General features: G+C 63.1%; 21 protein-coding genes. 9 read left to right on the forward strand and 12 right to left on the reverse strand.

Features of this window, described 5'->3' with window-relative positions:
* Window positions 1–197: 197 nt before the first annotated feature.
* A complete protein-coding gene (locus NFJ07_RS21505; protein ID WP_269997682.1) occupies window positions 198–1,601 on the reverse strand; it encodes a xylulokinase in 1,404 nt (467 codons plus the stop codon).
* 1 nt (window position 1,602) lies between these two features.
* A complete protein-coding gene (locus NFJ07_RS21510; protein WP_269997683.1) occupies window positions 1,603–2,544 on the reverse strand; it encodes a sugar-binding transcriptional regulator in 942 nt (313 codons plus the stop codon).
* 188 nt (window positions 2,545–2,732) lie between these two features.
* Here NFJ07_RS21510 and NFJ07_RS21515 point away from each other — a divergent pair, with 188 nt between their 5' ends.
* Genes NFJ07_RS21515 through NFJ07_RS21540 form a run of 6 tightly spaced genes read left to right on the forward strand, consistent with a single transcriptional unit; the run spans window position 2,733 to window position 9,348 of the window.
* Entirely contained in the window at window positions 2,733–4,298 is a 1,566-nt protein-coding gene (locus tag NFJ07_RS21515; protein ID WP_269997684.1) for a sugar ABC transporter ATP-binding protein, read from the forward strand.
* Window positions 4,295–5,287: an ABC transporter permease gene (locus NFJ07_RS21520; protein WP_269997685.1), complete on the forward strand. Its 993-nt coding sequence runs from the start codon at window positions 4,295–4,297 to the stop codon at window positions 5,285–5,287. The genes NFJ07_RS21515 and NFJ07_RS21520 overlap by 4 nt, the downstream gene beginning before the upstream one ends.
* Window positions 5,288–5,334: 47 nt before the next feature.
* On the forward strand, window positions 5,335–6,396 hold the full coding sequence (locus tag NFJ07_RS21525; protein WP_269997687.1) for a substrate-binding domain-containing protein: 1,062 nt from the start codon (window positions 5,335–5,337) through the stop codon (window positions 6,394–6,396).
* Window positions 6,397–6,412: 16 nt separating this feature from the next.
* Window positions 6,413–8,110: a dihydroxyacetone kinase family protein gene (locus NFJ07_RS21530; protein WP_269997690.1), complete on the forward strand. Its 1,698-nt coding sequence runs from the start codon at window positions 6,413–6,415 to the stop codon at window positions 8,108–8,110.
* A gap of 27 nt (window positions 8,111–8,137) precedes the next feature.
* The gene (locus NFJ07_RS21535; RefSeq protein WP_269997692.1) at window positions 8,138–8,599 is read left to right on the forward strand and encodes a ribose-5-phosphate isomerase; all 462 of its coding nucleotides are present in this window, start codon (window positions 8,138–8,140) and stop codon (window positions 8,597–8,599) included.
* Window positions 8,600–8,604: 5 nt separating this feature from the next.
* Window positions 8,605–9,348 carry a GolD/DthD family dehydrogenase gene (locus NFJ07_RS21540; protein ID WP_269997694.1) on the forward strand — a complete coding sequence of 248 codons (744 nt, stop codon included), beginning with the start codon at window positions 8,605–8,607 and terminating at the stop codon, window positions 9,346–9,348.
* Window positions 9,349–9,390: 42 nt separating this feature from the next.
* Here NFJ07_RS21540 and NFJ07_RS21545 read toward each other — a convergent pair whose 3' ends face one another.
* The 9 genes from NFJ07_RS21545 to NFJ07_RS21585 all read right to left on the reverse strand — a co-directional run bounded on the left by NFJ07_RS21545 (window position 9,391) and on the right by NFJ07_RS21585 (window position 15,912).
* Window positions 9,391–10,746 carry an FtsW/RodA/SpoVE family cell cycle protein gene (locus NFJ07_RS21545; RefSeq protein WP_269997695.1) on the reverse strand — a complete coding sequence of 452 codons (1,356 nt, stop codon included), beginning with the start codon at window positions 10,744–10,746 and terminating at the stop codon, window positions 9,391–9,393.
* A 141-nt stretch (window positions 10,747–10,887) separates the two neighbouring features.
* Window positions 10,888–11,967: a cation diffusion facilitator family transporter gene (locus tag NFJ07_RS21550; RefSeq protein WP_269997696.1), complete on the reverse strand. Its 1,080-nt coding sequence runs from the start codon at window positions 11,965–11,967 to the stop codon at window positions 10,888–10,890.
* The gene (locus NFJ07_RS21555; protein ID WP_269997697.1) at window positions 11,964–12,326 is read right to left on the reverse strand and encodes an ArsR/SmtB family transcription factor; all 363 of its coding nucleotides are present in this window, start codon (window positions 12,324–12,326) and stop codon (window positions 11,964–11,966) included. The genes NFJ07_RS21550 and NFJ07_RS21555 overlap by 4 nt, the downstream gene beginning before the upstream one ends.
* A 308-nt stretch (window positions 12,327–12,634) precedes the next feature.
* Window positions 12,635–13,237 (reverse strand): DNA-3-methyladenine glycosylase I, encoded by a 603-nt coding sequence (locus tag NFJ07_RS21560; RefSeq protein ID WP_269997699.1) that lies wholly within the window; start codon window positions 13,235–13,237, stop codon window positions 12,635–12,637.
* A gap of 56 nt (window positions 13,238–13,293) precedes the next feature.
* Window positions 13,294–13,989 carry an alpha-ketoglutarate-dependent dioxygenase AlkB family protein gene (locus NFJ07_RS21565; protein WP_269997701.1) on the reverse strand — a complete coding sequence of 232 codons (696 nt, stop codon included), beginning with the start codon at window positions 13,987–13,989 and terminating at the stop codon, window positions 13,294–13,296.
* Window positions 13,986–14,606 carry a methylated-DNA--[protein]-cysteine S-methyltransferase gene (locus tag NFJ07_RS21570; RefSeq protein WP_269997702.1) on the reverse strand — a complete coding sequence of 207 codons (621 nt, stop codon included), beginning with the start codon at window positions 14,604–14,606 and terminating at the stop codon, window positions 13,986–13,988. The genes NFJ07_RS21565 and NFJ07_RS21570 overlap by 4 nt, the downstream gene beginning before the upstream one ends.
* The gene (locus NFJ07_RS21575) at window positions 14,603–15,109 is read right to left on the reverse strand and encodes an RNA polymerase sigma factor (protein ID WP_269997704.1); all 507 of its coding nucleotides are present in this window, start codon (window positions 15,107–15,109) and stop codon (window positions 14,603–14,605) included. Before NFJ07_RS21575 ends, NFJ07_RS21570 begins: the two co-directional genes overlap by 4 nt.
* Window positions 15,109–15,618 carry a methylated-DNA--[protein]-cysteine S-methyltransferase gene (locus NFJ07_RS21580; protein ID WP_269997706.1) on the reverse strand — a complete coding sequence of 170 codons (510 nt, stop codon included), beginning with the start codon at window positions 15,616–15,618 and terminating at the stop codon, window positions 15,109–15,111. The genes NFJ07_RS21575 and NFJ07_RS21580 overlap by 1 nt, the downstream gene beginning before the upstream one ends.
* A 42-nt stretch (window positions 15,619–15,660) precedes the next feature.
* Window positions 15,661–15,912, reverse strand: coding sequence for a cell division protein CrgA (locus tag NFJ07_RS21585; protein WP_078107039.1), 252 nt, complete (start codon window positions 15,910–15,912; stop codon window positions 15,661–15,663).
* Between the two features lie 309 nt (window positions 15,913–16,221).
* Here NFJ07_RS21585 and NFJ07_RS21590 point away from each other — a divergent pair, with 309 nt between their 5' ends.
* Genes NFJ07_RS21590 through NFJ07_RS21600 form a run of 3 tightly spaced genes read left to right on the forward strand, consistent with a single transcriptional unit; the run spans window position 16,222 to window position 17,762 of the window.
* Entirely contained in the window at window positions 16,222–16,950 is a 729-nt protein-coding gene (locus NFJ07_RS21590; RefSeq protein ID WP_269997757.1) for a class E sortase, read from the forward strand.
* Between the two features lie 3 nt (window positions 16,951–16,953).
* Window positions 16,954–17,124, forward strand: a complete 171-nt coding sequence (locus NFJ07_RS21595) for a hypothetical protein (protein ID WP_269997707.1) — start codon at window positions 16,954–16,956, stop codon at window positions 17,122–17,124.
* The gene (locus NFJ07_RS21600; protein WP_269997708.1) at window positions 17,121–17,762 is read left to right on the forward strand and encodes an aminodeoxychorismate/anthranilate synthase component II; all 642 of its coding nucleotides are present in this window, start codon (window positions 17,121–17,123) and stop codon (window positions 17,760–17,762) included. Before NFJ07_RS21595 ends, NFJ07_RS21600 begins: the two co-directional genes overlap by 4 nt.
* Here NFJ07_RS21600 and pknB read toward each other — a convergent pair.
* A complete protein-coding gene (gene pknB / locus NFJ07_RS21605; RefSeq protein ID WP_269997709.1) occupies window positions 17,759–19,684 on the reverse strand; it encodes a Stk1 family PASTA domain-containing Ser/Thr kinase in 1,926 nt (641 codons plus the stop codon). The two genes, NFJ07_RS21600 and pknB, sit on opposite strands and share 4 nt — an antisense overlap.
* Between the last annotated feature and the right edge of the window lie 30 nt (window positions 19,685–19,714).

Genomic DNA, 19,714 nt, shown 5'->3' on the forward strand with positions numbered 1-19,714 from the left:
GCGGCATGAGCGCGGTATCAACAGAGTTATCAACATTGTTAATAACTCACAGTGCTGTAGTTCGGTGTCCTTCCTAGCGCTTGAGGCCCGCCGTTCTGGGAGTTTTCCACTTTGTAGGCACAGTTTTTCCCCAACTGTGGATAACTTGTGGGTAGCTGCCTGTTGTTAAGTGTGTAACTACAGTGCCGACGGGCTGGCTACGTAAGTTCAGCGCCATAGAGTACCGCCGCCGTATTTCGGTGCCGCTCGCGTACTTCCGTAGTCCATTCCGCGCGTTCGGCGGGATCGACGGCCTGCCGTTTGGCCGGTGGCCAATCAGGCAGTTCACCAGTCAGCGCCCATGCCGCTTGACGGGCGGCTCCGAGTGCCGCGTATTCCCGGGATTCGGGCCAGCCCACTGTGCGTCCTGTGAGGTCGGCAACTGCTTGGCGGAGAGCCGCGGACCGCGATCCGCCGCCCACCAGGGTGACTATTTCAATCACGAGACCGGCCCGGGACAAATCATCGATGGCATCGGCGATCGCGCATGCCAGGCCGAGTATGGCGGCGCGCGCGAGGTTTTGGGGTGTCATCGAGAATCGCGTGAGACCGATCAGCGCTCCTTGGGACGCGGGCAATAGCGGGGTACGTTCCCCGTCCAGGTATGGGAGGAAGCAGAGCCCCTGGGCGTCAGGCGGCCCTTGGGACGCAAGTTCGTCGAGTTCGCCGAGGCTGAGGCTCAGCATATGGGCTGCTGAGTTGAGGATTCGGGCGCCGTTGAGAGTGGCGACTATAGGTAGCTGGGCGCCTGCCGCGTCGGCCATGTCGGCAACATGCCCCGTCACGTCAACCACGTGCAGGGTATCGACCATGGATACCGTCATGCTGGTGCCGATCGACACGACGGCTTCACCTTGGACGGTGCCAAGGCCAAAGGCCGAAGCGGCGTTGTCCCCGCACCCTGCCCCGACTACCACGCCCCCGGAAGTAACGCCTGCACGCTCTCCGGGTCCCAAAACGCGGGGCACCGATAGCTGACGGCCGAAAGCCGCTTCCAGGATATCGGTCCTATATCCAGCTCCCGTCGAAGCCCAATAACCGGTTCCGGATGCGTCGGAGCGGTCTGTGGTCGGATCTCCCTGGGCGCCGAGAAGCCGCCAGGTCAACCAATCGTGCGGGATAACCACGCGCTGTACTCGATCCGCGGTCTCGGGAGCTGTTCGGGCGAGCCAACGGAGTTTCGATACAGGGTGGGCAGCCGTAGGGATCATACCCAGTTCCCGGGCCCACCAGTCCGGGCCGAACTCGCGGCGGAGCTCAAGGGCCGACGAGGTTGCGCGTTGGTCGTTCCACAGGATTGCTTCGTTGACCGGCTCTTCGTTCGCTCCAAGGAAGATGGTGGAATGCTGCTGTGCGCTAACCGAAACGGCCTTGACTCCGCCTAATGCGGTGGCCCCGACGCCGGTGAAGGCATCCCACCACGCCTTGGGATCGACGGCGGTACCGTCGGGGTGTGGGAGCGCGGTGGAAGTCCGGATCTCGCCCGTTGCCGCGTTCACTGTGATGTATTTGCAGCTTTGCGTCGACGAATCAACGCCGGCGACGAGGAGTGGACGCGGCATCCTAGCCTCCGAGTAGTCTTTCGGCCGTTGCTGCGTCAGTGACTAGGCCCTTGAGAAGCCCTGAAGCCAGCACCGCCCGGATCGCCCGGGTTTTCGTGGGACCCCCAGCTACGGCTATGACGGTGGGAATGGCCCGCCATTGTTCTTCCGAGATCGCGATGCAGCGGTCGTCGATGTCGTGAACGACCGAACCTGTGTCCGTGATTAGAGTCGCTCCGAACTCGGCGACAACTCCCCGTTCCAGGAGTTTCTCGCGGTCGCTCGGGTCCAAAGCGCGGTTCTTGATCATCTGTGAGTTTTCCGGTTTCCAAGAGCCGATTGAGCCGACCGCCACTGTGACTTTGTTGAACTGCTCAAATGTTTGCCGGGTATCGGGCTGCCTCCGGATGCCGACGGCGGCCTGGGCGTCGCTGACGACGAGCGGCGAATAGATGGTCCAAGGCCGGACACCCGCGATGGCGCTTACCCGGCGCATGATTTCAAGACCGGTTTCTTGGATGGGGCCGGCGACTCCTGCCAATTGGACGACGCCGCACTTGGGTAGCTCACTCAGTGACCGCGCCATGGCATTGAGGGTACGCCCAGATGTCAGGCCAAGCACGTCCTCGTCTGTCAGGATTTCGCGCAAGAGGTCCCCTGCCGTGGACCCCAGCTTGGCCTGAATGACTTCATCGGCGTCCGATGGGACATCGACGACCACTGCGTGTTCAAGGCCAAAACGCTCTCGCAGTTGCACGGAAAGATCGAGCCTTACACCCGAGGGGCTCGCGATGTGGATCTTGACGATGCCTGAACTTACGGCCTCGTCGAGCAGGCGGCCTACCTTGAAGCGGCTGAGGCCGGTCTCATTGGCGATCTCAATCCTGGTCTTGTTCTGCAGGTAGTGCTGGGTTGCGATGTGGGCGATCTGTACTTGCTTGCCCGGTCCTGGCGCCTGTGCCATGAAACACCTCCGCTAGTCATTTGAGCACACTTTCGAGTCGACGTTCCGGTGCTCTAATGAGCAATATTCTATCACCCTTGGAAGTTATGCTCATATGAGCAGTAGATATTTACATGTGAGCAGTCGCCTCGTATAGTCGATATCGGCCACCCTCCACGTGGCAATGAGACGGCAAGCAAAGGAGCTCGATGAAGGTGTCGACCGTCCGCTCAGACGACAGCATCCCCGTCATCCCCATGCTCGAGTGTTCGGGTATCACCATGTCTTTCGGGGGAATCCCCGTACTCAGAGGGATCACGTTCACCCTCGAACCCGGGACCGTCACAGCCCTTGCGGGCGAGAACGGTGCCGGCAAGTCCACGCTCATGAAGATCGCCTCGGGGCAGTACCGCCCCGACGACGGAGAAGTGAGGGTCCGGGGGCAGCACCTGCACAGCGGCAACACTCAGGCGGCCTACTCCCTGGGAGTGGCCATCGTCCCCCAAGAGCTTGCTTCGATTCCGGAGCTGATGGTCTACGAAAACCTCTTCATCGGCCGCGAGCTGAGGAACAACTTCGGCGTGCTCGACCGCCGCTCAATGATCAAAGCGGCCAGCGGATACCTAGAGGACTTCGGCCTTGATACTGACCCAAAGACCCGCATGGGCGCCCTGCCCGTAGGGGTAAGGCAGATCATCGAGATCATCAAGGCTACGAACCGCGGAGCCCGGGTCCTCCTGCTCGACGAGCCCACGAGTGCAATCGCCGAACGCGAAGTCGCACGACTGGCCCGGATCGTGCGCTCTTTGCGCGACCAAGGCGTCGCCATCCTCTTCACCACCCACAAGATGGAGGAGATCCGGGCTATGGCAGACCGCGTGGTCGTGCTGCGCGACGGAAAGCTCGTCAGCGATACGCCTCTGGCCGACATCACCGACGACGGCATCGTTACGGCGATGATCGGACGCGAACTCGACCAGCTGTTTCCGGACCGTCCGGAGTCCGGCGCAGACACTGTTCTCGAGGTCGACAACGTCGTTATCGCCCAAGGCTCCGAGCCGATCAGTTTCTCGGTAAAGCGAGGAGAGATCCTGGGCCTCGCCGGCTTGGTGGGAGCCGGTCGCACCGAGCTGATCGAGTGCATTTACGGCATCCGCAAACCAGTCTCAGGCACGGTCCGTGTGTCCGGGACACCGCTCAAAGCCGGTGCGCCCCTCAGTTCGATCGCTCGCAAGCTCGCGATTGTGCCCGAGGACCGCAAAGGCGCCGGTGCCGTTCTCTCCTTGAGTGTCCTGGACAACGCGACACTCCCGCGCATCGCGGCCTTCTCGAAATTCGGGATCATTCAAGGGCGTAAGCGCCGCGAAACCATCGGGGCCATCATGAAGTCGATGCGTTTGAAGAGTGACGGCCTTGACCAGCACCTCGAGAACCTCTCAGGCGGCAATCAGCAGAAAGTCGTTTTCGGCCGCTGGCTCACCGGGCAGGTAGACGCGCTGCTTCTCGACGAGCCCACACGCGGCGTCGACGTCGGGGCGCGGAGCGAGATCTACCGCATCATCACCGAACTGTCCTCCGCCGGCATGGCCGTCGTCATGGCTTCCAGCGATATGCCCGAGATCCTCAGCCTCTCCCACCGCGCATTCGTGATGCGCGAACTCGGCGTCGTCGGCGAACTCGACCGCGCCCAGCTCGACTGCCCCAACGTGCAGGACACCATTTTCCGACTCGCCTCCGGCCAGAGCGCCGCACCCGTGAAAGACACCACCCCATGAACACCACCATCGAAGAAATCCCTGTACCGCAACGCCGAGATTGGAAAGAACTCACCGGCGGATTCCTCATCCGCCACATCATGGTGGTGGTGATGCTGCTCATCGTCGCATTCTTCGCATACCGCAGCGCACGGTTCGCCACGCCCGACAACCTCACCAACATCCTCATCGCGGCGGCACCCTTCGCGCTCATCGCCCTCGGACAAACGCTCGTGATCCTGACCGGAGGCATCGACCTCTCCGTCGGCAGCGTCATGGCAGCCAGTGCCATGGCCGCGGCCTGGACCGCGAAGAATGCAGGCGACAATCTCATGCTGCCACTCCTCGCTGCAGTGGTCACCGGCCTGCTCGCGGGTTCCATCAACGGACTGATCGTCAGCAGGTTCGGAGTCCCGCCCTTCATCACCACGCTCGGGATGCTGACACTAGCCTCCGGAATCGCCTACGTCATCGGCGACGGCGCTCCCATCAACGGCCTTCCCACGAGCTTCGGCTCCTTCGCCAACACTCAGATCCTGGGCCTGACCTTCCCCGTCATCCTCATGATCATCGCCATCCTTGTTCTCGCCTTCATCATGAAGCGCACAAACTACGGCCTCCGGGTCTATGCGATCGGCGGCAACAGGCTCGCAGCAGAGATCGCCGGCGTCCGCTCACGCAGCATCCTGTTCAGCGTCTATGCCATCAGCGGCGTGCTCGCCGGGCTCTCCGGACTCATGCTCGCCTCCCGCGTCATTACCGGCGCCCCCAACCTTGGCCAAGGTTACGAGCTGGACGCCATTGCCGCAGTGGTCATCGGCGGAGCGAGCCTCATGGGCGGCAGGGGCACGGTATGGGGGACCGCCGTCGGCCTCCTCTTGATCCAGACCATCAACAACGGCCTGGACCTCCTCCTGGTCCCCGCCTACTGGCAGAGCGTGATCAAGGGGGTCATCATCGTCGCCGCCGTCGGCGTCGACGTCTGGGCCGCCCGCCGCGGCCGCCGTTGATCGTCCTGTCCCCAGCACAACCAAACTCAACAATCAGAAGGAAGACCATGAAGAAGGCGTCCTCAACGACGAAGAAGCTGCTCACAGGCACGGCGCTTGCCGCCGTCGCTGCTCTTGGCCTCACCGCCTGCGGCGCAGGCGACCCAAGCGCCGGTAACGACAACATCACCATCGGAGTGACGGTGTATGACATGTCCTCGTTCATCACCCAAGGCAAGGAAGGCATGGAGGCCTATGCCAAGGCCAACCACATCAACCTGCAATGGAACTCGGCAGGCGGAGACGTCTCCACCCAGGCCAACCAGATGCAGCAGTACGTGAACAGCAAGGTCAACGCAATCATCATTGTTCCAGTTCAGGCCGACTCCCTCCAGCCTCAAGTAGCCGCGGCGAAGGCGGCAGGCATTCCCGTTATCGACGTCAACACCGCTCTTTCCGGTGCGGACCTGACTGCCAGCGTGCAGCCCGATGACGTCGCCGCGGGAGAGCAGGAAGCCACCATGATGGTGGACAAGCTCGGAGGCAAGGGCAACGTCGTGGTGCTTGAAGGGCCGCTCGGTTCCTCGCCGCAGATCGGCCGGGGCAAGGGCATCCAGAACGTGCTCGACAAGAACCCGAACATCAAGGTCCTGGCCAAGGACACAGCCAACTGGAAGCGCGACCAGGCCGTCAACAAGATGAGCAACTGGATCTCCGCATTCAAGGGCGACATCAACGGTGTCATTTCCCAAAACGACGACATGGCCCTGGGTGCAATCCAGGCCCTCCGCGAAGCCGGGGTAAAGGGCACGCCGGTGGTCGGCATCGACGGCATCGAGGACGGTCTTAAGGCGGTACAGTCCGGCGAAATGATCGGCACCTCGCTGCAGCACGGCACGGTAGAGCTTGCCACCGGGCTCGCAGTCGCCGCGAAGATCGCGCGCGGCGAGAGCGTCAACAAGAAGCCTGTCTACACGATGCCTGCCATTACCGCGGCGAACGTCAACGACGCCTTCAAGAACGTCGTGACGGACAAGGATGCCTTCCTGAAAGGCCTCCCCGCACTCATCGACGACAACCTCAAGAGCGGCGACATCGCCTACGAAGGCCTTCCGGGCCAGAAGAAGTAAACAGGAGCGCACCACCATGACTGTCCTCTACAACGACCCCGCCGATTTCGCCGAAGACCAGTTCACAGGCTTTCTGGACCTCTATTCCGACCGCTTGCAAGGCGTCCCGGGCGGAGCCGTCGCCCACCGCGGCGGGACGCCCCAGGTCGCCGTCGTCGTCGGAGGCGGTTCCGGGCACTATCCAGCCTTCTGCGGAATCGTTGGTCCCGGATTCGCAACCGGAGCCGTCGTCGGAAACATCTTTACCTCTCCCAGCGCCGCACAGGTCTACTCGGTAGCGAAAGCCGCCGACCAAGGCAAAGGCGTCATCCTCACTTTCGGCAACTACGCCGGTGACAACATGAACTTCGGTATCGCCGCAGAACGCCTCCGGAAAGAAGGCATCGACACCCGAATCGTCGTGGTCACCGACGACATTGCCTCTTCGCCCAATGAATCTGAACGCCGGGGCATCGCAGGCGATTTCACCGTGTTCAAAGCCCTCGGGGCGGCAGCGGCCGCAGGGCTGGACATCGACGAGGTCGAACGGATCGGTCGGGCAGCCAATGCGGCTTCCCGCAGTTTCGGCGTCGCGTTCTCCGGGTGCACCATGCCCGGTGCAACGGAACCGCTCTTCACGGTCCCCGAAGGACACATGGGCGTTGGACTCGGGATCCACGGCGAACCCGGCATCCGCGACGAACCATTGAAGACCGCGGATGAGCTAGCGCACCTCCTCGTCCTCGATCTGCTCGCCCACGCCCCCTCCACCGATTCCTCACGCGTCGCTGTCATTCTCAACGGACTGGGCACCACCAAGTACGAAGAACTGTTCCTCGTGTGGAAATCCGTGGCACCGATGCTCCGGGCGGCTGGTCTGGAGATCGTCGATCCCGAGGTCGGCGAACTGGTCACGAGCCTGGACATGGGTGGCATCTCACTCACCCTCATGTGGCTCGACAAGGAGCTCGAGTGGCTATGGACCGCGGACGCCTACACACCGGCCTACCGGAAGCAGAAGTCCGCGCTCATGGGTCTCCGCCCCTCGCTCAGCGGGACCGCCACCGCCGAAGAGCACGACGACGCGCCCACCCCCAGCATCGCCGCTGTCCCCGTCGCCGGACTCGTCCTGGAAGGGCTTCGTGCCCTGGCGCGCACCATGCGCGAGAACGAGCTAGAGCTGGGACGCATCGACGCAATAGCGGGCGACGGCGATCATGGCCGCGGCATGGTCAAGGGGGCGGACGCGGCCCTCGCTGCCGCAGAGAGTGCCGTAAGAGCATCCGCAGGTCCGGCATGGATTCTACGTAAGGCCGGCCAAGCTTGGGCAGCCGCCGCGGGTGGAACCTCCGGAGTGTTGTGGGGAGCCGGGTTGGAGAGCGCGGGGGCAGCCCTGGACGACGAGGCCATTGCGTTCGGGCGTGGTGAGCTCGCGGCGGCCGTACACGCTTTCGCCACGGCAATCACGGACCTGGGCAGGGCGAAGCCCGGAGACAAGACACTCGTTGATGCACTTCTGCCGTTTGTCGACACTCTCGAGCTGGCACTGATGAGTGGCGAGGAAACCGCAAAGGCCTGGGCAAAGGCGGCCGATGTTGCGGCCACAGCGGCAGCGGAAACCGCCGCCCTGACCCCGAAACTCGGACGAGCCCGCCCACTCGCAGCGAAGAGCATCGGCACTCCGGACGCCGGTGCGACGTCCTTCGGGATGATCGTCAGTGCCATCGGACGCTGACCGCGACAGAATAGAAAGGACAACACCATGAGCGACACAAAGTGGCGAATCGTCGTCGGTAGCGACGACGCAGGATATGACTACAAGGAAATACTCAAGAGGGATCTTGAAGCGAATGGCCTTGTGGCGTCGGTGGTTGATGTGGGGGTCGGCGCCGACGGTCACACCGCCTATCCGCATGTAGCGGTCAACGCGGCGCGGATGGTCGCCAATGGGGAGGCCGACAGGGCACTCCTCGTCTGCGGCACCGGCCTCGGAGTCGCCATCGCCGCCAACAAGGTGCACGGCATACGTGCCATCACGGCCCACGATTCCTTCTCGGTCGAGCGAAGCGTTCTCAGCAACAACGCCCAAGTACTGTGCTTCGGCCAGCGCGTTGTTGGCCTCGAACTCGCCCGACGCCTCGCCAAGGAATGGCTCACCTACCGATTCGATACCAGCAGCCCCTCGGCCGAAAAGGTCCAGGAAATCTGCGCTTACGAAGGATGACAACAATGGAACAGGAATTTGAAGGCCGCATCGCCATCGTCACCGGAGCCGCGAGCGGCATCGGCTACACGGTCGCCCACCATTTCGCTTCCCGCGGCGCACGCGTGGTCGGCGTCGATCTCTCTGAGAGCGTTGGCGCGCTGATGGCCGAACTCCCCGGTACGGGCCACCACGGCATTGCCCGCGACCTGACGGCACCTGAAGCCGCAGGGGAGGTTGTTGCCGAAGCCGTGCGCGTGGCGGGCACCCCCCACATCCTGGTGAATTCGGCAGGTATTGCGCTGCTGGATCCCGCAATAGACGTACCGGCCGCCCGCTGGCAGGCCACGATCAATGTCAACCTCAGCGCGAGCTTCTACATGGCACAAGCTGCCGGCCGGGTCATGGTCGAGGCAGGATACGGCCGGATCGTCAACCTCGCTTCGCAGGCCGCAGTGATCGGCCTCGACCAGCATGCGGCCTACTGCGCCTCGAAGGCGGGGATCGTCGGGCTTACCCATGTCCTTTCCCTGGAGTGGGCACCCAAGGGTGTGACCGTCAACGCCGTGTCACCCACAGTGGTTGAGACGCCACTCGGCAAGAAGGCCTGGGCCGGCGAAAAAGGCGAAAAGGCGAAACGCGATATTCCCGTTGGGCGCTTCGCCCAGCCGGAAGAAGTGGCGTCCCTCATCGCCTACCTCTCCAGCGACGTCGCAGCCATGATCACCGGCACGAACGTCTTGATCGACGGCGGTTTTACGACCGTCTGAGTGCCTTGGGCCAGTGGCGGCAGCTTGAATCGCGGACCGGCGTCAGACCGGAACGTGTTCGGTCTGGGAAGCAACTGTTTGGGGCCTGCGGGCTGCGTCACTGATCCGCAACAGCAGGGCGACGATGATCCAGTTGGCAAGGAGGGAGGATCCGCCCGCGGAGAGGAACGGCGTCGTCAGTCCGGTGAGGGGAATAAGGCGGGTGACGCCGCCGATAATGATGAAGCACTGAAGAGCCATGGAGAAGGCCAGCCCGCAGGCAAGGAGCTTCCCGAACGCATCCCGGATGCCCAGGGCGGCCCGGAATCCCCTTGTGAAAAGCAGCAGATAGAGGAGAACGATCGCGAACAGCCCGATCAGGCCGAGTTCTTCACCAAGGGAAGCGATGATCATGTCGCTGTTCGCGAAAGGTACAAGGTCCGGGCTTCCGAGCCCGAGGCCTTTTCCGATCAGGCCGCCGTCGGCCATTCCGAAGAGGCCCTGGACAATCTGGGCGCTACCTCCGGGGAAGCGGGTGAAGACTTGGGGGTCGAAGGCATTGATCCAGGCGTCAATGCGCAAGCCGACATGGGAAAAGATCTTTGCGGCGGCGTATCCGCCCAAAAGCATGAGCACGACGCCGAGGACGAGCCAGCTCGCCCGGCTCGTGGCAACGTAGATCATCACGATGAACAGGCCGAACAGCAGTATGGACATGCCGAGATCGTGCTGGAAGACCAGTACGCCAACGCTCGCGGCCCAAGCGGTGATCATCGGCCCTGTGTCCTTGATCCTCGGGAACTGCAGGCGCCCGAATTTCCTGCCGGCCAACAAGATCAAGTCCCGGTTGGAGGACAAGTAGCCCGCGAAGAAGATGGCGAGCGTAATCTTCACGATCTCGCCGGGCTGGAACTGCAGGGAGCCGAGGCGTATCCAGACATTCGCGCCGTTGATGTCGCCGGCGGAAATGCCCGGAACGAGGGGAAGGATGAGAAGGGCGGCGCTGACCGCGAGTGCAATGAAGGTGTACCGGCGCAAAAGCCGGTGATCCTTCAATAGCCACAGCACTGCTGCCGCGACCAGGACCGAGACGATCGTCCAGGTCAGCTGATTATTGCCAGCAGTAGTGCCGTTTGACGCATCCAGGCGTCGGATCATGGCGATGCCGAGGCCGTTCAAAGCCACCACGATCGGGAGGATCACCGGATCGGCATACCTGGCCTTGAACCGCAGGACAACGTGGAAGATGCCGGCCAGCGCCGTCAAGGTGCCCGCCTGAAGCCAGAATCCAATGTCAAGGGCTTCTTTTTTGTCCACGCTGGTCATTGCAAGGGCACCAATGCCGACGCCGAGTGCCAGCACCAACAGCACCATCTCCACGTTTCGGCGAGGCTTCGCCAGAATCGCTTGCTGGCTCATGGGCATCTTCTTTCGTGGATCTCGGGCGGCCGGGCGGGTCCGGTTCAGTGGCTCGAGATCAGGTCAGTGGCTCAACATAAGGTTCAGTGGGCCATCATAGCCGCAGCGGCTGGGCAGCGGTTGGGAACAGGACCCCGTCGATCAGCGGCCAAGTTCCGTAACAGGCTGTATCACCATGTCGTCGAGTTTTGGGAGCGCGTGCTCAAGCTGATGCCTGGCCTCACGGACAGTTTCTTCCACCGCTGACAGTGACGCGTTGGCGACGACGATGGTGGCGGCGCCCTGCAGGCGATGGCCAACCCAACGCAGTTGCAGCCTCGGCACGGAGAGTACGCCCGGCGTCGTTTCCAACGCCGTCTGGGCGCTGTCTAGCAGTTCGGGTTCTATGCCGTCCATCAGGCGTCGTCCGATGCTGCGTACCGTACCCCAGAGCAGGACGATGATGGCCGCCGAAATCAGCAGGCCGACAATCGGGTCCGCCAAAGGGAAGCCGAGCAGCACGCCGCCGGCGCCAAGCACCACGGCGAGGGAGGTGAATCCGTCAATGCGCGCATGCACGCCGTCGGCCACCAGCGCAGCGGACCCGATCTGCCGGCCGACCCTGATCCGGTAGACGGCAACGATTTCGTTGCCCGCAAAGCCGATGAGTCCGGCCGCAAGAACCCACCACAGGTTGTGCAGGGGCTGCGGATGGAACAGGCGATCGATGGATTGCCAGGCGGCGACCACTGCCGAAAGCGCAACCACGCCGACAATGAACAGTCCGGCAAGGTCCTCCGCCCGCCCGTATCCGTAGTTGTAGCGGCGAGTTGCCGCGCGACGTCCCAGAATGAACGCAATCCACAGTGGCACTGCGGTGAGCGCGTCCGAGAAGTTGTGGATGGTGTCGGCCAGCAACGCGACGGAGCCGCTGATGAGGACCACAAGAAACTGCAGGACGGTGGTGCCAAGGAGTATGAAAAGGCTGATCTTCAGTGCCCGAACGCCCTGTGTACTGGACTCAAGGGCATCGTCGATTGAATCGGCGGCATCGTGGGTGTGTGGGACAAAAAGCTCATACAGCCACCCCTTGAAACCCTTGTGATGCTCGTGGGAGTGTCCGTCATGGTCATGGTCATGGTCATGGTCATGGTCATGGTTGTGATCGTGGTGCTCATGTGCGTGGTCGTGGTGATCGTGCACGTGGTCCTCGTGATGGCCAACTTGCTGGTGACCGCTCATGCCGATTCCTGTTCTGCGCGGTGGTGTGCAGGGGTGCCGCCAAGGGCGTGTTCTGCTTGGAATATTGCATCTGCGACCAGCTGGCGGGCGTGCTCGTTCTCCAGCCGGTACATGACCCTGGTTCCGTCCTGTCGCGTGGAAACCATTCTCGCCAAGCGCATTTTGGCAAGGTGCTGCGATACTGCCGCCGGGGACTTCCCTACAAGATCCGCCAGCGCGCCGACGGCCATTTCGCCGTTCCGGAGCGCCAGGACGATCCGGACCCTCGTGGCATCGGCCAGCATCGCGAACACTTCCACAGCCAATTCAACGTATTGGCTGTCGACTCCCAGTGAGCAGGCATTCTTATCTGCATTCATACGCAGATTCTTTCACACATCCCGGCCAAACCCACATCGGGGACTCGGGATAGCGAACCGGAAGCCGATCAGGTGCCATGGTCTGAAGGGCCTGAATGAAGTTCTCAATGCTTTCGCGGTGAACTTTCAATGAACCCGCGGACACTATCCACAGCTTTGTGCACACTGGGTAAAACCACGGTTCCAAGGTGCGTGGGCCTGGTTATCACCTGAATGCCGGGGATCTTCGCTTCATGTGCGTGGATGTCCACATGAATTGTCCACAGCTGTGGATAAAGTTACACACTTCTGTGGAAAGAAAGTGGGTATCAGAGCCAAACTCCGGAGCTGCCCCGACGATGGCTGTCAACCAGATGCGTATCGATCATGCCGATTGCCTCCATCAGCGCATACATGGTGGTGGGGCCCACGAAAGCGAAGCCCTTCTTACGCAAGGCCTTGGACAGAGCGATCGACTCAGGCGATTGGGTAGCGACGTCGGCAAACGTACGCGGTTCCGGCGTCGACTCCGGTTGGAACGACCACACGAAGTCCACCAAGCCGCCCTCGCTGCGCAGGGCGATGGTGGCTTTGGCATTGGTGATGGCGGCGCGGATCTTGAGGCGGTTGCGCACGATTCCCGGGTCCTGCAACAGCCGTTCGACGTCCGCCTCCGTGAAAGCCGCGACGCTTTCAGGGTGGAAGTCCAGGAAAGCGGACCGGAATGCCTCGCGCTTGCGCAAGATGGTGGCCCAGGACAGGCCCGCTTGGAATCCCTCGAGGCTGATGCGCTCATACAGGCCCTGTTCGTCCCGTACAGGCATGCCCCACTCGTGGTCGTAGTACTCGCGCATGAGTGGGTCAACGGATGCCCAGGGCGGACGCGCAAGGCCGTCGTCGCCAATGATGGTGCCGTTCTCGGGCGGGGTCATAGGTATTCCTCCACAGGAAGACGGGCAGAAGCTGTTGTTGACATTGTGCCCCGGTCCTACGACATTCCAGTGACACGCATGGTGATATTGATCCGCCCGCTGGGCAGCCCGCAACCTTCGGGGGCCGTTCCGGGGAGCACCTTAGTGACGCCGTGGTACGCAAAACGGGATGCGCCTCCGAAAACGAACAGGTCCCCTGAAGACAGTTCGACGTCGGTATACGGCTTGGTGCGCGTCTCCGCGTTCCCGAAGCGGAAGACGCAACTGTCTCCGATGCTGAGTGACACCACAGGGGCCCGCGACTTTTCGTCCTTGTCCTGGTGCATCCCCATCTTGGCGGCGTCGTTATAGAAATTCACCAGCGCGGTGTCCGGCGTGTAGCCGGCGGCTTCGGCGGCGTCACCGTATGCCTCGAACAGTGCTTTGCGGCCCACGCGCGCCATCCAGTCAGGAAAGTCGAGGACCCGCCGCCCGTTGACGTCAAAGGCCTCGCGTGTGTATCTATAGGGCTGCCAGTGCCAGCCGAGGCAAACAGTCTGGACGGACATCGGGTGCCCGCCGGGAAGGACCGCGGCGCGCAAGGGGACGGGACCCCGCGTCCACTCCTCGAAACGGGCCGCGATCCACCGCTGCTGCCCAAGGCTCAGCCAGCCCGGAACGTGCACGGCACCCGGCGCGACCTCCCGTGGACCGGCGTCGGGCGCGGCCGGCAACTCAAGCGGAAACAGCGGTTCCGTCCACCCTGGGCTCATGCTGCCTCGAGAGCCAACAAGGCGCGCTTGGCTTCCGTGCCGCCGAGGTAGTTGCCAAACGATCCATCGGATTTCACCACCCGGTGGCAAGGCACAATCACCGGCAGCGGGTTGGTGGCGCACGCAGTGCCGACGGCGCGCACGGCTCGCGGGCTGCCGGCCGCCAAGGCCACTTGCGCGTAGCTTTCCGTGTGGCCGTAGGCGATCTGCGGCAAATGTTCCAGGACGCTGAGCCGGAAGCCGCGCGAAAGGCTGAAATCCAAGGGCAGGTCGAACTGGTGCCGGGTCCCGGCGAAGTACTCGTCCAATTCGCGGGCAGCGGGATCCAGGCGGCTCGCTGAGAAGAGGATCCGCGGACTGAGCTTTTCCGCGAGCAACTGCAATACGGCGTCGTGGTCTTCCACTTCGAACGCCACGCGCACCATGCCTCGCTCCGTGGTGGCAAGGAGCAGTTTGCCGATCGGGGAATCCACCGTGCGGTAGGCGATATCGAGCGTGTGCTGCTCGGCGGCCGCCGCTGCGAGGCGGTCATGGAGCCGCTGCATGACGGCCGGTTCAACGGAATCGAGGGGTGCGAGCAGCTCGGAGACGTCCGGTTCGTCGTGGTGGATGGTCATGGGGTTTCTTCTTTCACGTAGCTCACGGAGCTATCGACGAGAATGGTGCGCAGGGCCTTGACGCCGTCCGCTCCCGCTCGACGCGCGGCGTCGGGGGTTCCGCCGAGAAGCCCGGCGACATCCTTGTAGGGGAGCCCGGCAAGGTAGTGGTACGCCACCGCCTGGCGTTGCTTCGGCGGAAGCTGCCCGACGGCGTCGAGCATGTCCTGGTGACCGTCGCCGGGGATGCCGAGTCCGGACGGTCGCACGGGCAGCTCATCCACGGGAACCGGTTGGCGGTTCCTGGCCCGGACGATGTCGATGGATTTGCGGTGGGCGATGGTGACGAGCCAGGCCTGGAGGTTGGCGTCGGCCGGAAGTTCGGGGTAGGCCTTCAGGGCGGAGAGGAAAGTCTCGGACCAGCCGTCTTCCGCGTCGTGGGCGCCGAGAACCGCGCGGCACACACGCAGGACCGTGGGTCCGTGCTCCCGGACGACCAGCTCGAACGGCTTCTTGGGCTCCATTAGAAGAGCTTGCTTTCCTTCGCCGCCGCTGGTTCCTCGAGTTCCAGGAGGAACCGTTTGTTTTCCAGGCCTCCGGCGTATCCGGTGAGCCTCCCGTCGCGCCCCACAACCCGATGGCACGGGATGACGATACTCAGCGGATTGCGGCCAACCGCCGAACCGACGGCCTGGGAAAGGTTGCGATCGCCCAGTTCGGTGGCCAATTCTCCGTAGCTGACGGTTTCGCCATACGGAATTTCTTCCAGCCTGGCCCAGACTCGCTGCTGGAACGGATTCCCTGAAGCCTTGAAAGGTACGTCGAACACCGTTCGCTCGCCAGCCAGGTATTCGCCGAGTTCAGCGGCGGTCTGTTGGAACAAGGGGTCCTCGGCGGGGACGGCTTCACCGAAGAATTCCGAAGGCGGCATATGCCAATGACCCTCGAAGAAGATGCCGGTCAGCTGCCCGTCCTGGGCAGTCAGCGTGAGCTGGCCCAGTGGCGAATCAATGGTGGTGTGCCTGGTGGTCATGTCTTGTAGACGGTACAGGCGCTCGAAATGTGAGGTCGCCGCTTAGGAGCGCCAGCGCGTGGTCATGAGGAAGCCGACGATCGCAATGCCGAAGCCGGCCACGATGTTCCAGGACGCCCATGCGGGCACGGGAAGCTGGCCGCTGGTGATGTAGAACGTGATGATCCACAGCAAGCCGATGATCATGAGACCGAACATGACGGGCTTGTACCAGATGGGGTTCGGCTTGTACTGCTGCGCGGTGGCCGCTTCGGTGGGGCGGGCGGCCCTCTTACGGGGCTTGGACTCGGGCACGGATCCTCCTTGGCCGGCTGAATGAAAGGCCACGCGCCAGCTTGATATCCTGCAGGAAGGAAAATTCCAGCGGTCAACGCGCGCGCGGCAATTCCGGGTTCGTACTAGCAGTCAAGTCTAGCCGGATTTCGGAGACTGCTCGTCGTCGGGCATCCGCGCCTGTTAAGAGGAGATCCAGTGGCGCAGCAGCAGACGCAGCAAGCCGCTGCCGTGCCGGACGACGGCACAGGAACCGGCGCGGAGGGTTCCCGCCCCGCGGGACACAAGCCGCGCTCGGCGAGGCGCAAGGGACGGCCACGCACGGGCGACATTGTGCGGAAGATCGTCCAGATCGTGGGCGAGCTCCTCCTCACCGCGGGAGTCATCCTGTTGCTCTTCGTGGCCTGGGAGCTGTGGTGGACCAACGTCGAAGCCGACGCCAAGCAAAGCCAGGCCGTCCAGGGTTTTGCCAAGACTTTAGCGGGACCTGTGGCACCGGTTGCCCCTGCCAACCCTGCCGGACCGCCCAACTACGGGAAGCCCGTGGTTGCCCAGGCTCCCGAGCACGGCGGAATGATCGGCATCATGTACATTCCGCGATTCGGTCCGGATTATTCGCGGCCCATCATCGAGGGAACCGGTTCCGACATCCTGGACACACTGGGCCTCGGTCACTACGGAACCACCGGCATGCCCGGAGCCCCCGGCAACTTCGCCGTCGCCGGACATCGCCAGACGCATGGTGCTGTACTGGACAACATCCATCTCCTGGTTCCGGGCGACAAAATCTACGTGCAGACCAAAGACGGCTACTACACGTACGTCTTCCGCAACAACCAGATCGTGCTGCCTTCGCGCACTGACGTCCTTCTTCCGGTCCCCACACAGCCCGGTGCGACGCCCACCGAAAGCTACCTGACCATGACCAGCTGCAATCCGCGCTTCGGTGCGCAAGAGCGCATCATCGCGTACTCCCTGCTGGAAAGCTGGCAACCGGCATCCGCCGGGCCACCACAGGACATCGCCAAGCAAGTCGCCCAGACGCGCGGAAAGGGTTAAGCCATGTACGGATGGATCTTCCGCCACCTCCCGGGACCCCTGTGGGTGCGTATCCTGACATCAGCAGCCCTCGTGGCATGCGCGCTTGTCCTGATGGTCCAGTTCCTCTTCCCCTGGATGTCACAGTTCACTACCCTCACCGACTCAACGATTGGTTCAGCACAGCAGCCATGAGCACAACAAAAATCCTCGTCGTGGACAACTACGACAGCTTCGTCTACACCCTGGTCGGCTACCTGCAGGAACTCGGTGCTGAAACCACGGTGGTCCGGAACGACGACGTCACCCTCGCCGAAGCGATCGAGCTGGCGGACGCGCGCGACGGCGTGCTGATCTCCCCCGGCCCCGGCACCCCTGCCGAAGCCGGCGTCTGCATTGAGTTGATCAAGTGGTGCGGAGACAACAACAAGCCGATGTTCGGGGTCTGCCTCGGGCACCAGGCGCTGGCCGAGGCCTACGGTGGGACCGTCACGCACGCACCGGAGCTGATGCACGGCAAGACCTCACCTGTGCTGCATCAAGGCAAGAGCGTTTTCGCCGGGCTGCCCTCGCCGGTGACGGCCACCCGCTACCACTCCCTGGCGGCCGTACGGGAAAGCATCCCCGACGTCCTGGAGATCACTGCCGAAACCGCCAGCGGGGTTGTCATGGGCCTGCAGCACCGTTCGGCGCCGCTGTGCGGTGTGCAGTTCCACCCGGAATCGGTGCTCACCGAAGGTGGCTACCTCATGCTCGGCAACTGGCTTGAATCACTCGGGATGTCCGGGGCGGCCGCCCGTGCGGCCACCCTTAGCCCGCTGATCCAGCGCTAGCCGCCTAATCCGCCCAAGCCTCCGCCGCCCCGGGTGTCGCTAGGAGACGGCGTGGACGTCGGAGTGGGACTCGGGGACGGGGCGGGAGCCTTCGCGACAATCACGCTGATGGTCTTGCCCTGCTCCACAAGGGAATTGAAAGCGTCGCCCTGGCTCGTCACCTTTCCGGGGGTTACTTGCGAATTCTCCTGTTCGGTGACCGCGATGGCCAGGCCGTTCGCTTTGAGCAACGCTTCGGCATCGGCCTCACTCAAACCAACGAGTTGAGGCACCGATACCTTGCCCGTGGACACCACCAAGTCAACGGTGCTGCCCACGCCTACTACAGCCCCGGAAGCCGGCTTGGTGCTGATGACGGAGCCTGCGGGAACCGTGGCACTATTGGCCAAGGTACTTGACCCACCTACGAGGCCGGCCTGACGCAGGAGATCGCGGGCCGCGGCTTCGGTGAGGCCGCTCAGGCCTGCCGGGACGGTCACGGAGACCGGCCCATCCGAAACGTTCAGCATGACTTGCGATTTCAGCGCCACTTGGGACCCGACGCCAGGGTCGGTGCTGATCACTGTCCCCTTGGGGACCTTGTCATCCGGGACATGGTTCGACTCCGGGCTGAGATTGGCGCCGTACAGCGTTTGCAATGCCATGGCCTCGCTCATTCCGACCACTTGCGGTACTGCGACCAAAGCCGGTGGTGCCGGCTTCGCATTGACCGTGTTGTACAGCCAGAATGCACCGCCAGCCAGGACAAGCAGCGTAAAGATGATCAAAACGGCGGCCCATGCACGACGGCGGGACTTCTGCCGGGGGGTCCGCTCGCGTTCAGGGGCGAAACCAAGCGGCATGCCGCCGTCGAGGTCTGGTTCAGATTGCGGTTCGCCGGCCTGCAGGGCCAGCATCGTGTCCTGGTCGCGGGCGTCATGGCCATTGCCCGACCCTCCGGTCAGTGTGCTGTCCAGGAATTCGGCGCCCGTCAGGCCGCGCGCCAAGCCATTTTCCGGAATCTGCTGTGTCGACGGCACGACGTCCTGGACGTCTGTGGGTGTTCCGGCGGCAAAGGCCGGGACTGCCACGCCGTTCTTGGCCGCACGCAAGGCACGGCGGAAGGCAGCCGCATCTTGGAAACGATCGGCGCGATTCTTTTGCAGGCCCTTGGCCAGGACGCTGTCCAGTGCCTCCGAAACGGCCGGATTGAATGTGCTGGCGGGCTCGGGGATCTCGCGGACGTGCTGGTAGGCCACCGAGACAGGGCTGTCGCCCGTGAACGGGGGGCGGGACGTCAGCATTTCAAACAGGAGGCATGCCGCGGAGTACAGATCGCTACGGGCATCCACGGTCTCGCCGAGGGCCTGCTCGGGCGACAGGTACTGGGCGGTACCAACCACGGCTTGCGTCTGGGTCATGGTTGCCGCGGAATCGGCCATCGCCCGGGCGATTCCGAAGTCCATGACCTTCACATCGTTTGACTCGCCGGTCACCATGACGTTGGCTGGCTTGATATCGCGATGGACGATCCCGGCCTTGTGGCTGTACTCCAGCGCGGCAAGGACGCCAAGGATGAACTCGATAGCTTGATCGATGTCCAGTTCCTTGGCGCGGATCAGGTCGCGGAGAGTCCGGCCGGACACGTATTCCATGACGATGTAAGGGACTCGGACGTCCTCGCCCGGGCCACCGGACACCGTGTACTCCCCGGTGTCATAGATGGCCACGATGGAGGAGTGGTTCAGGGCCGCCACCGCCTGAGCCTCGCGCTTGAAGCGAGCATGGAACTGCGGATCGCGGGCAAGATCGGCACGGAGCAGCTTCACCGCCACGGTTCGTCCGAGCACAGTGTCGATGCCTTTGTAGACATCGGCCATGCCACCACGGCCGAGCAATTCACCGAGTTCGTACCGCCCGTTGAGGACGCGCTGGGATGTCATTGGAGTGCTGTCCTCTCTGTGGGCAGGGGT

Source organism: Arthrobacter sp. B2a2-09, from assembly GCF_027587375.1.
Classification (GTDB): domain Bacteria; phylum Actinomycetota; class Actinomycetes; order Actinomycetales; family Micrococcaceae; genus Arthrobacter.

What these genes read in the sequence shown, in the direction of transcription:
- NFJ07_RS21505 (WP_269997682.1), bottom strand. Translation starts at nt 1,601, where the DNA reads ATGCCGCGTCCACTCCTCGTCGCCGGCGTTGATTCGTCGACGCAAAGC.
- NFJ07_RS21510 (WP_269997683.1), bottom strand. Translation starts at nt 2,544, where the DNA reads ATGGCACAGGCGCCAGGACCGGGCAAGCAAGTACAGATCGCCCACATC.
- NFJ07_RS21515 (WP_269997684.1), top strand. Translation starts at nt 2,733, where the DNA reads ATGAAGGTGTCGACCGTCCGCTCAGACGACAGCATCCCCGTCATCCCC.
- NFJ07_RS21520 (WP_269997685.1), top strand. Translation starts at nt 4,295, where the DNA reads ATGAACACCACCATCGAAGAAATCCCTGTACCGCAACGCCGAGATTGG.
- NFJ07_RS21525 (WP_269997687.1), top strand. Translation starts at nt 5,335, where the DNA reads ATGAAGAAGGCGTCCTCAACGACGAAGAAGCTGCTCACAGGCACGGCG.
- NFJ07_RS21530 (WP_269997690.1), top strand. Translation starts at nt 6,413, where the DNA reads ATGACTGTCCTCTACAACGACCCCGCCGATTTCGCCGAAGACCAGTTC.
- NFJ07_RS21535 (WP_269997692.1), top strand. Translation starts at nt 8,138, where the DNA reads ATGAGCGACACAAAGTGGCGAATCGTCGTCGGTAGCGACGACGCAGGA.
- NFJ07_RS21540 (WP_269997694.1), top strand. Translation starts at nt 8,605, where the DNA reads ATGGAACAGGAATTTGAAGGCCGCATCGCCATCGTCACCGGAGCCGCG.
- NFJ07_RS21545 (WP_269997695.1), bottom strand. Translation starts at nt 10,746, where the DNA reads ATGAGCCAGCAAGCGATTCTGGCGAAGCCTCGCCGAAACGTGGAGATG.
- NFJ07_RS21550 (WP_269997696.1), bottom strand. Translation starts at nt 11,967, where the DNA reads ATGAGCGGTCACCAGCAAGTTGGCCATCACGAGGACCACGTGCACGAT.
- NFJ07_RS21555 (WP_269997697.1), bottom strand. Translation starts at nt 12,326, where the DNA reads ATGAATGCAGATAAGAATGCCTGCTCACTGGGAGTCGACAGCCAATAC.
- NFJ07_RS21560 (WP_269997699.1), bottom strand. Translation starts at nt 13,237, where the DNA reads ATGACCCCGCCCGAGAACGGCACCATCATTGGCGACGACGGCCTTGCG.
- NFJ07_RS21565 (WP_269997701.1), bottom strand. Translation starts at nt 13,989, where the DNA reads ATGAGCCCAGGGTGGACGGAACCGCTGTTTCCGCTTGAGTTGCCGGCC.
- NFJ07_RS21570 (WP_269997702.1), bottom strand. Translation starts at nt 14,606, where the DNA reads ATGACCATCCACCACGACGAACCGGACGTCTCCGAGCTGCTCGCACCC.
- NFJ07_RS21575 (WP_269997704.1), bottom strand. Translation starts at nt 15,109, where the DNA reads ATGGAGCCCAAGAAGCCGTTCGAGCTGGTCGTCCGGGAGCACGGACCC.
- NFJ07_RS21580 (WP_269997706.1), bottom strand. Translation starts at nt 15,618, where the DNA reads ATGACCACCAGGCACACCACCATTGATTCGCCACTGGGCCAGCTCACG.
- NFJ07_RS21595 (WP_269997707.1), top strand. Translation starts at nt 16,954, where the DNA reads ATGTACGGATGGATCTTCCGCCACCTCCCGGGACCCCTGTGGGTGCGT.
- NFJ07_RS21600 (WP_269997708.1), top strand. Translation starts at nt 17,121, where the DNA reads ATGAGCACAACAAAAATCCTCGTCGTGGACAACTACGACAGCTTCGTC.
- pknB (WP_269997709.1), bottom strand. Translation starts at nt 19,684, where the DNA reads ATGACATCCCAGCGCGTCCTCAACGGGCGGTACGAACTCGGTGAATTG.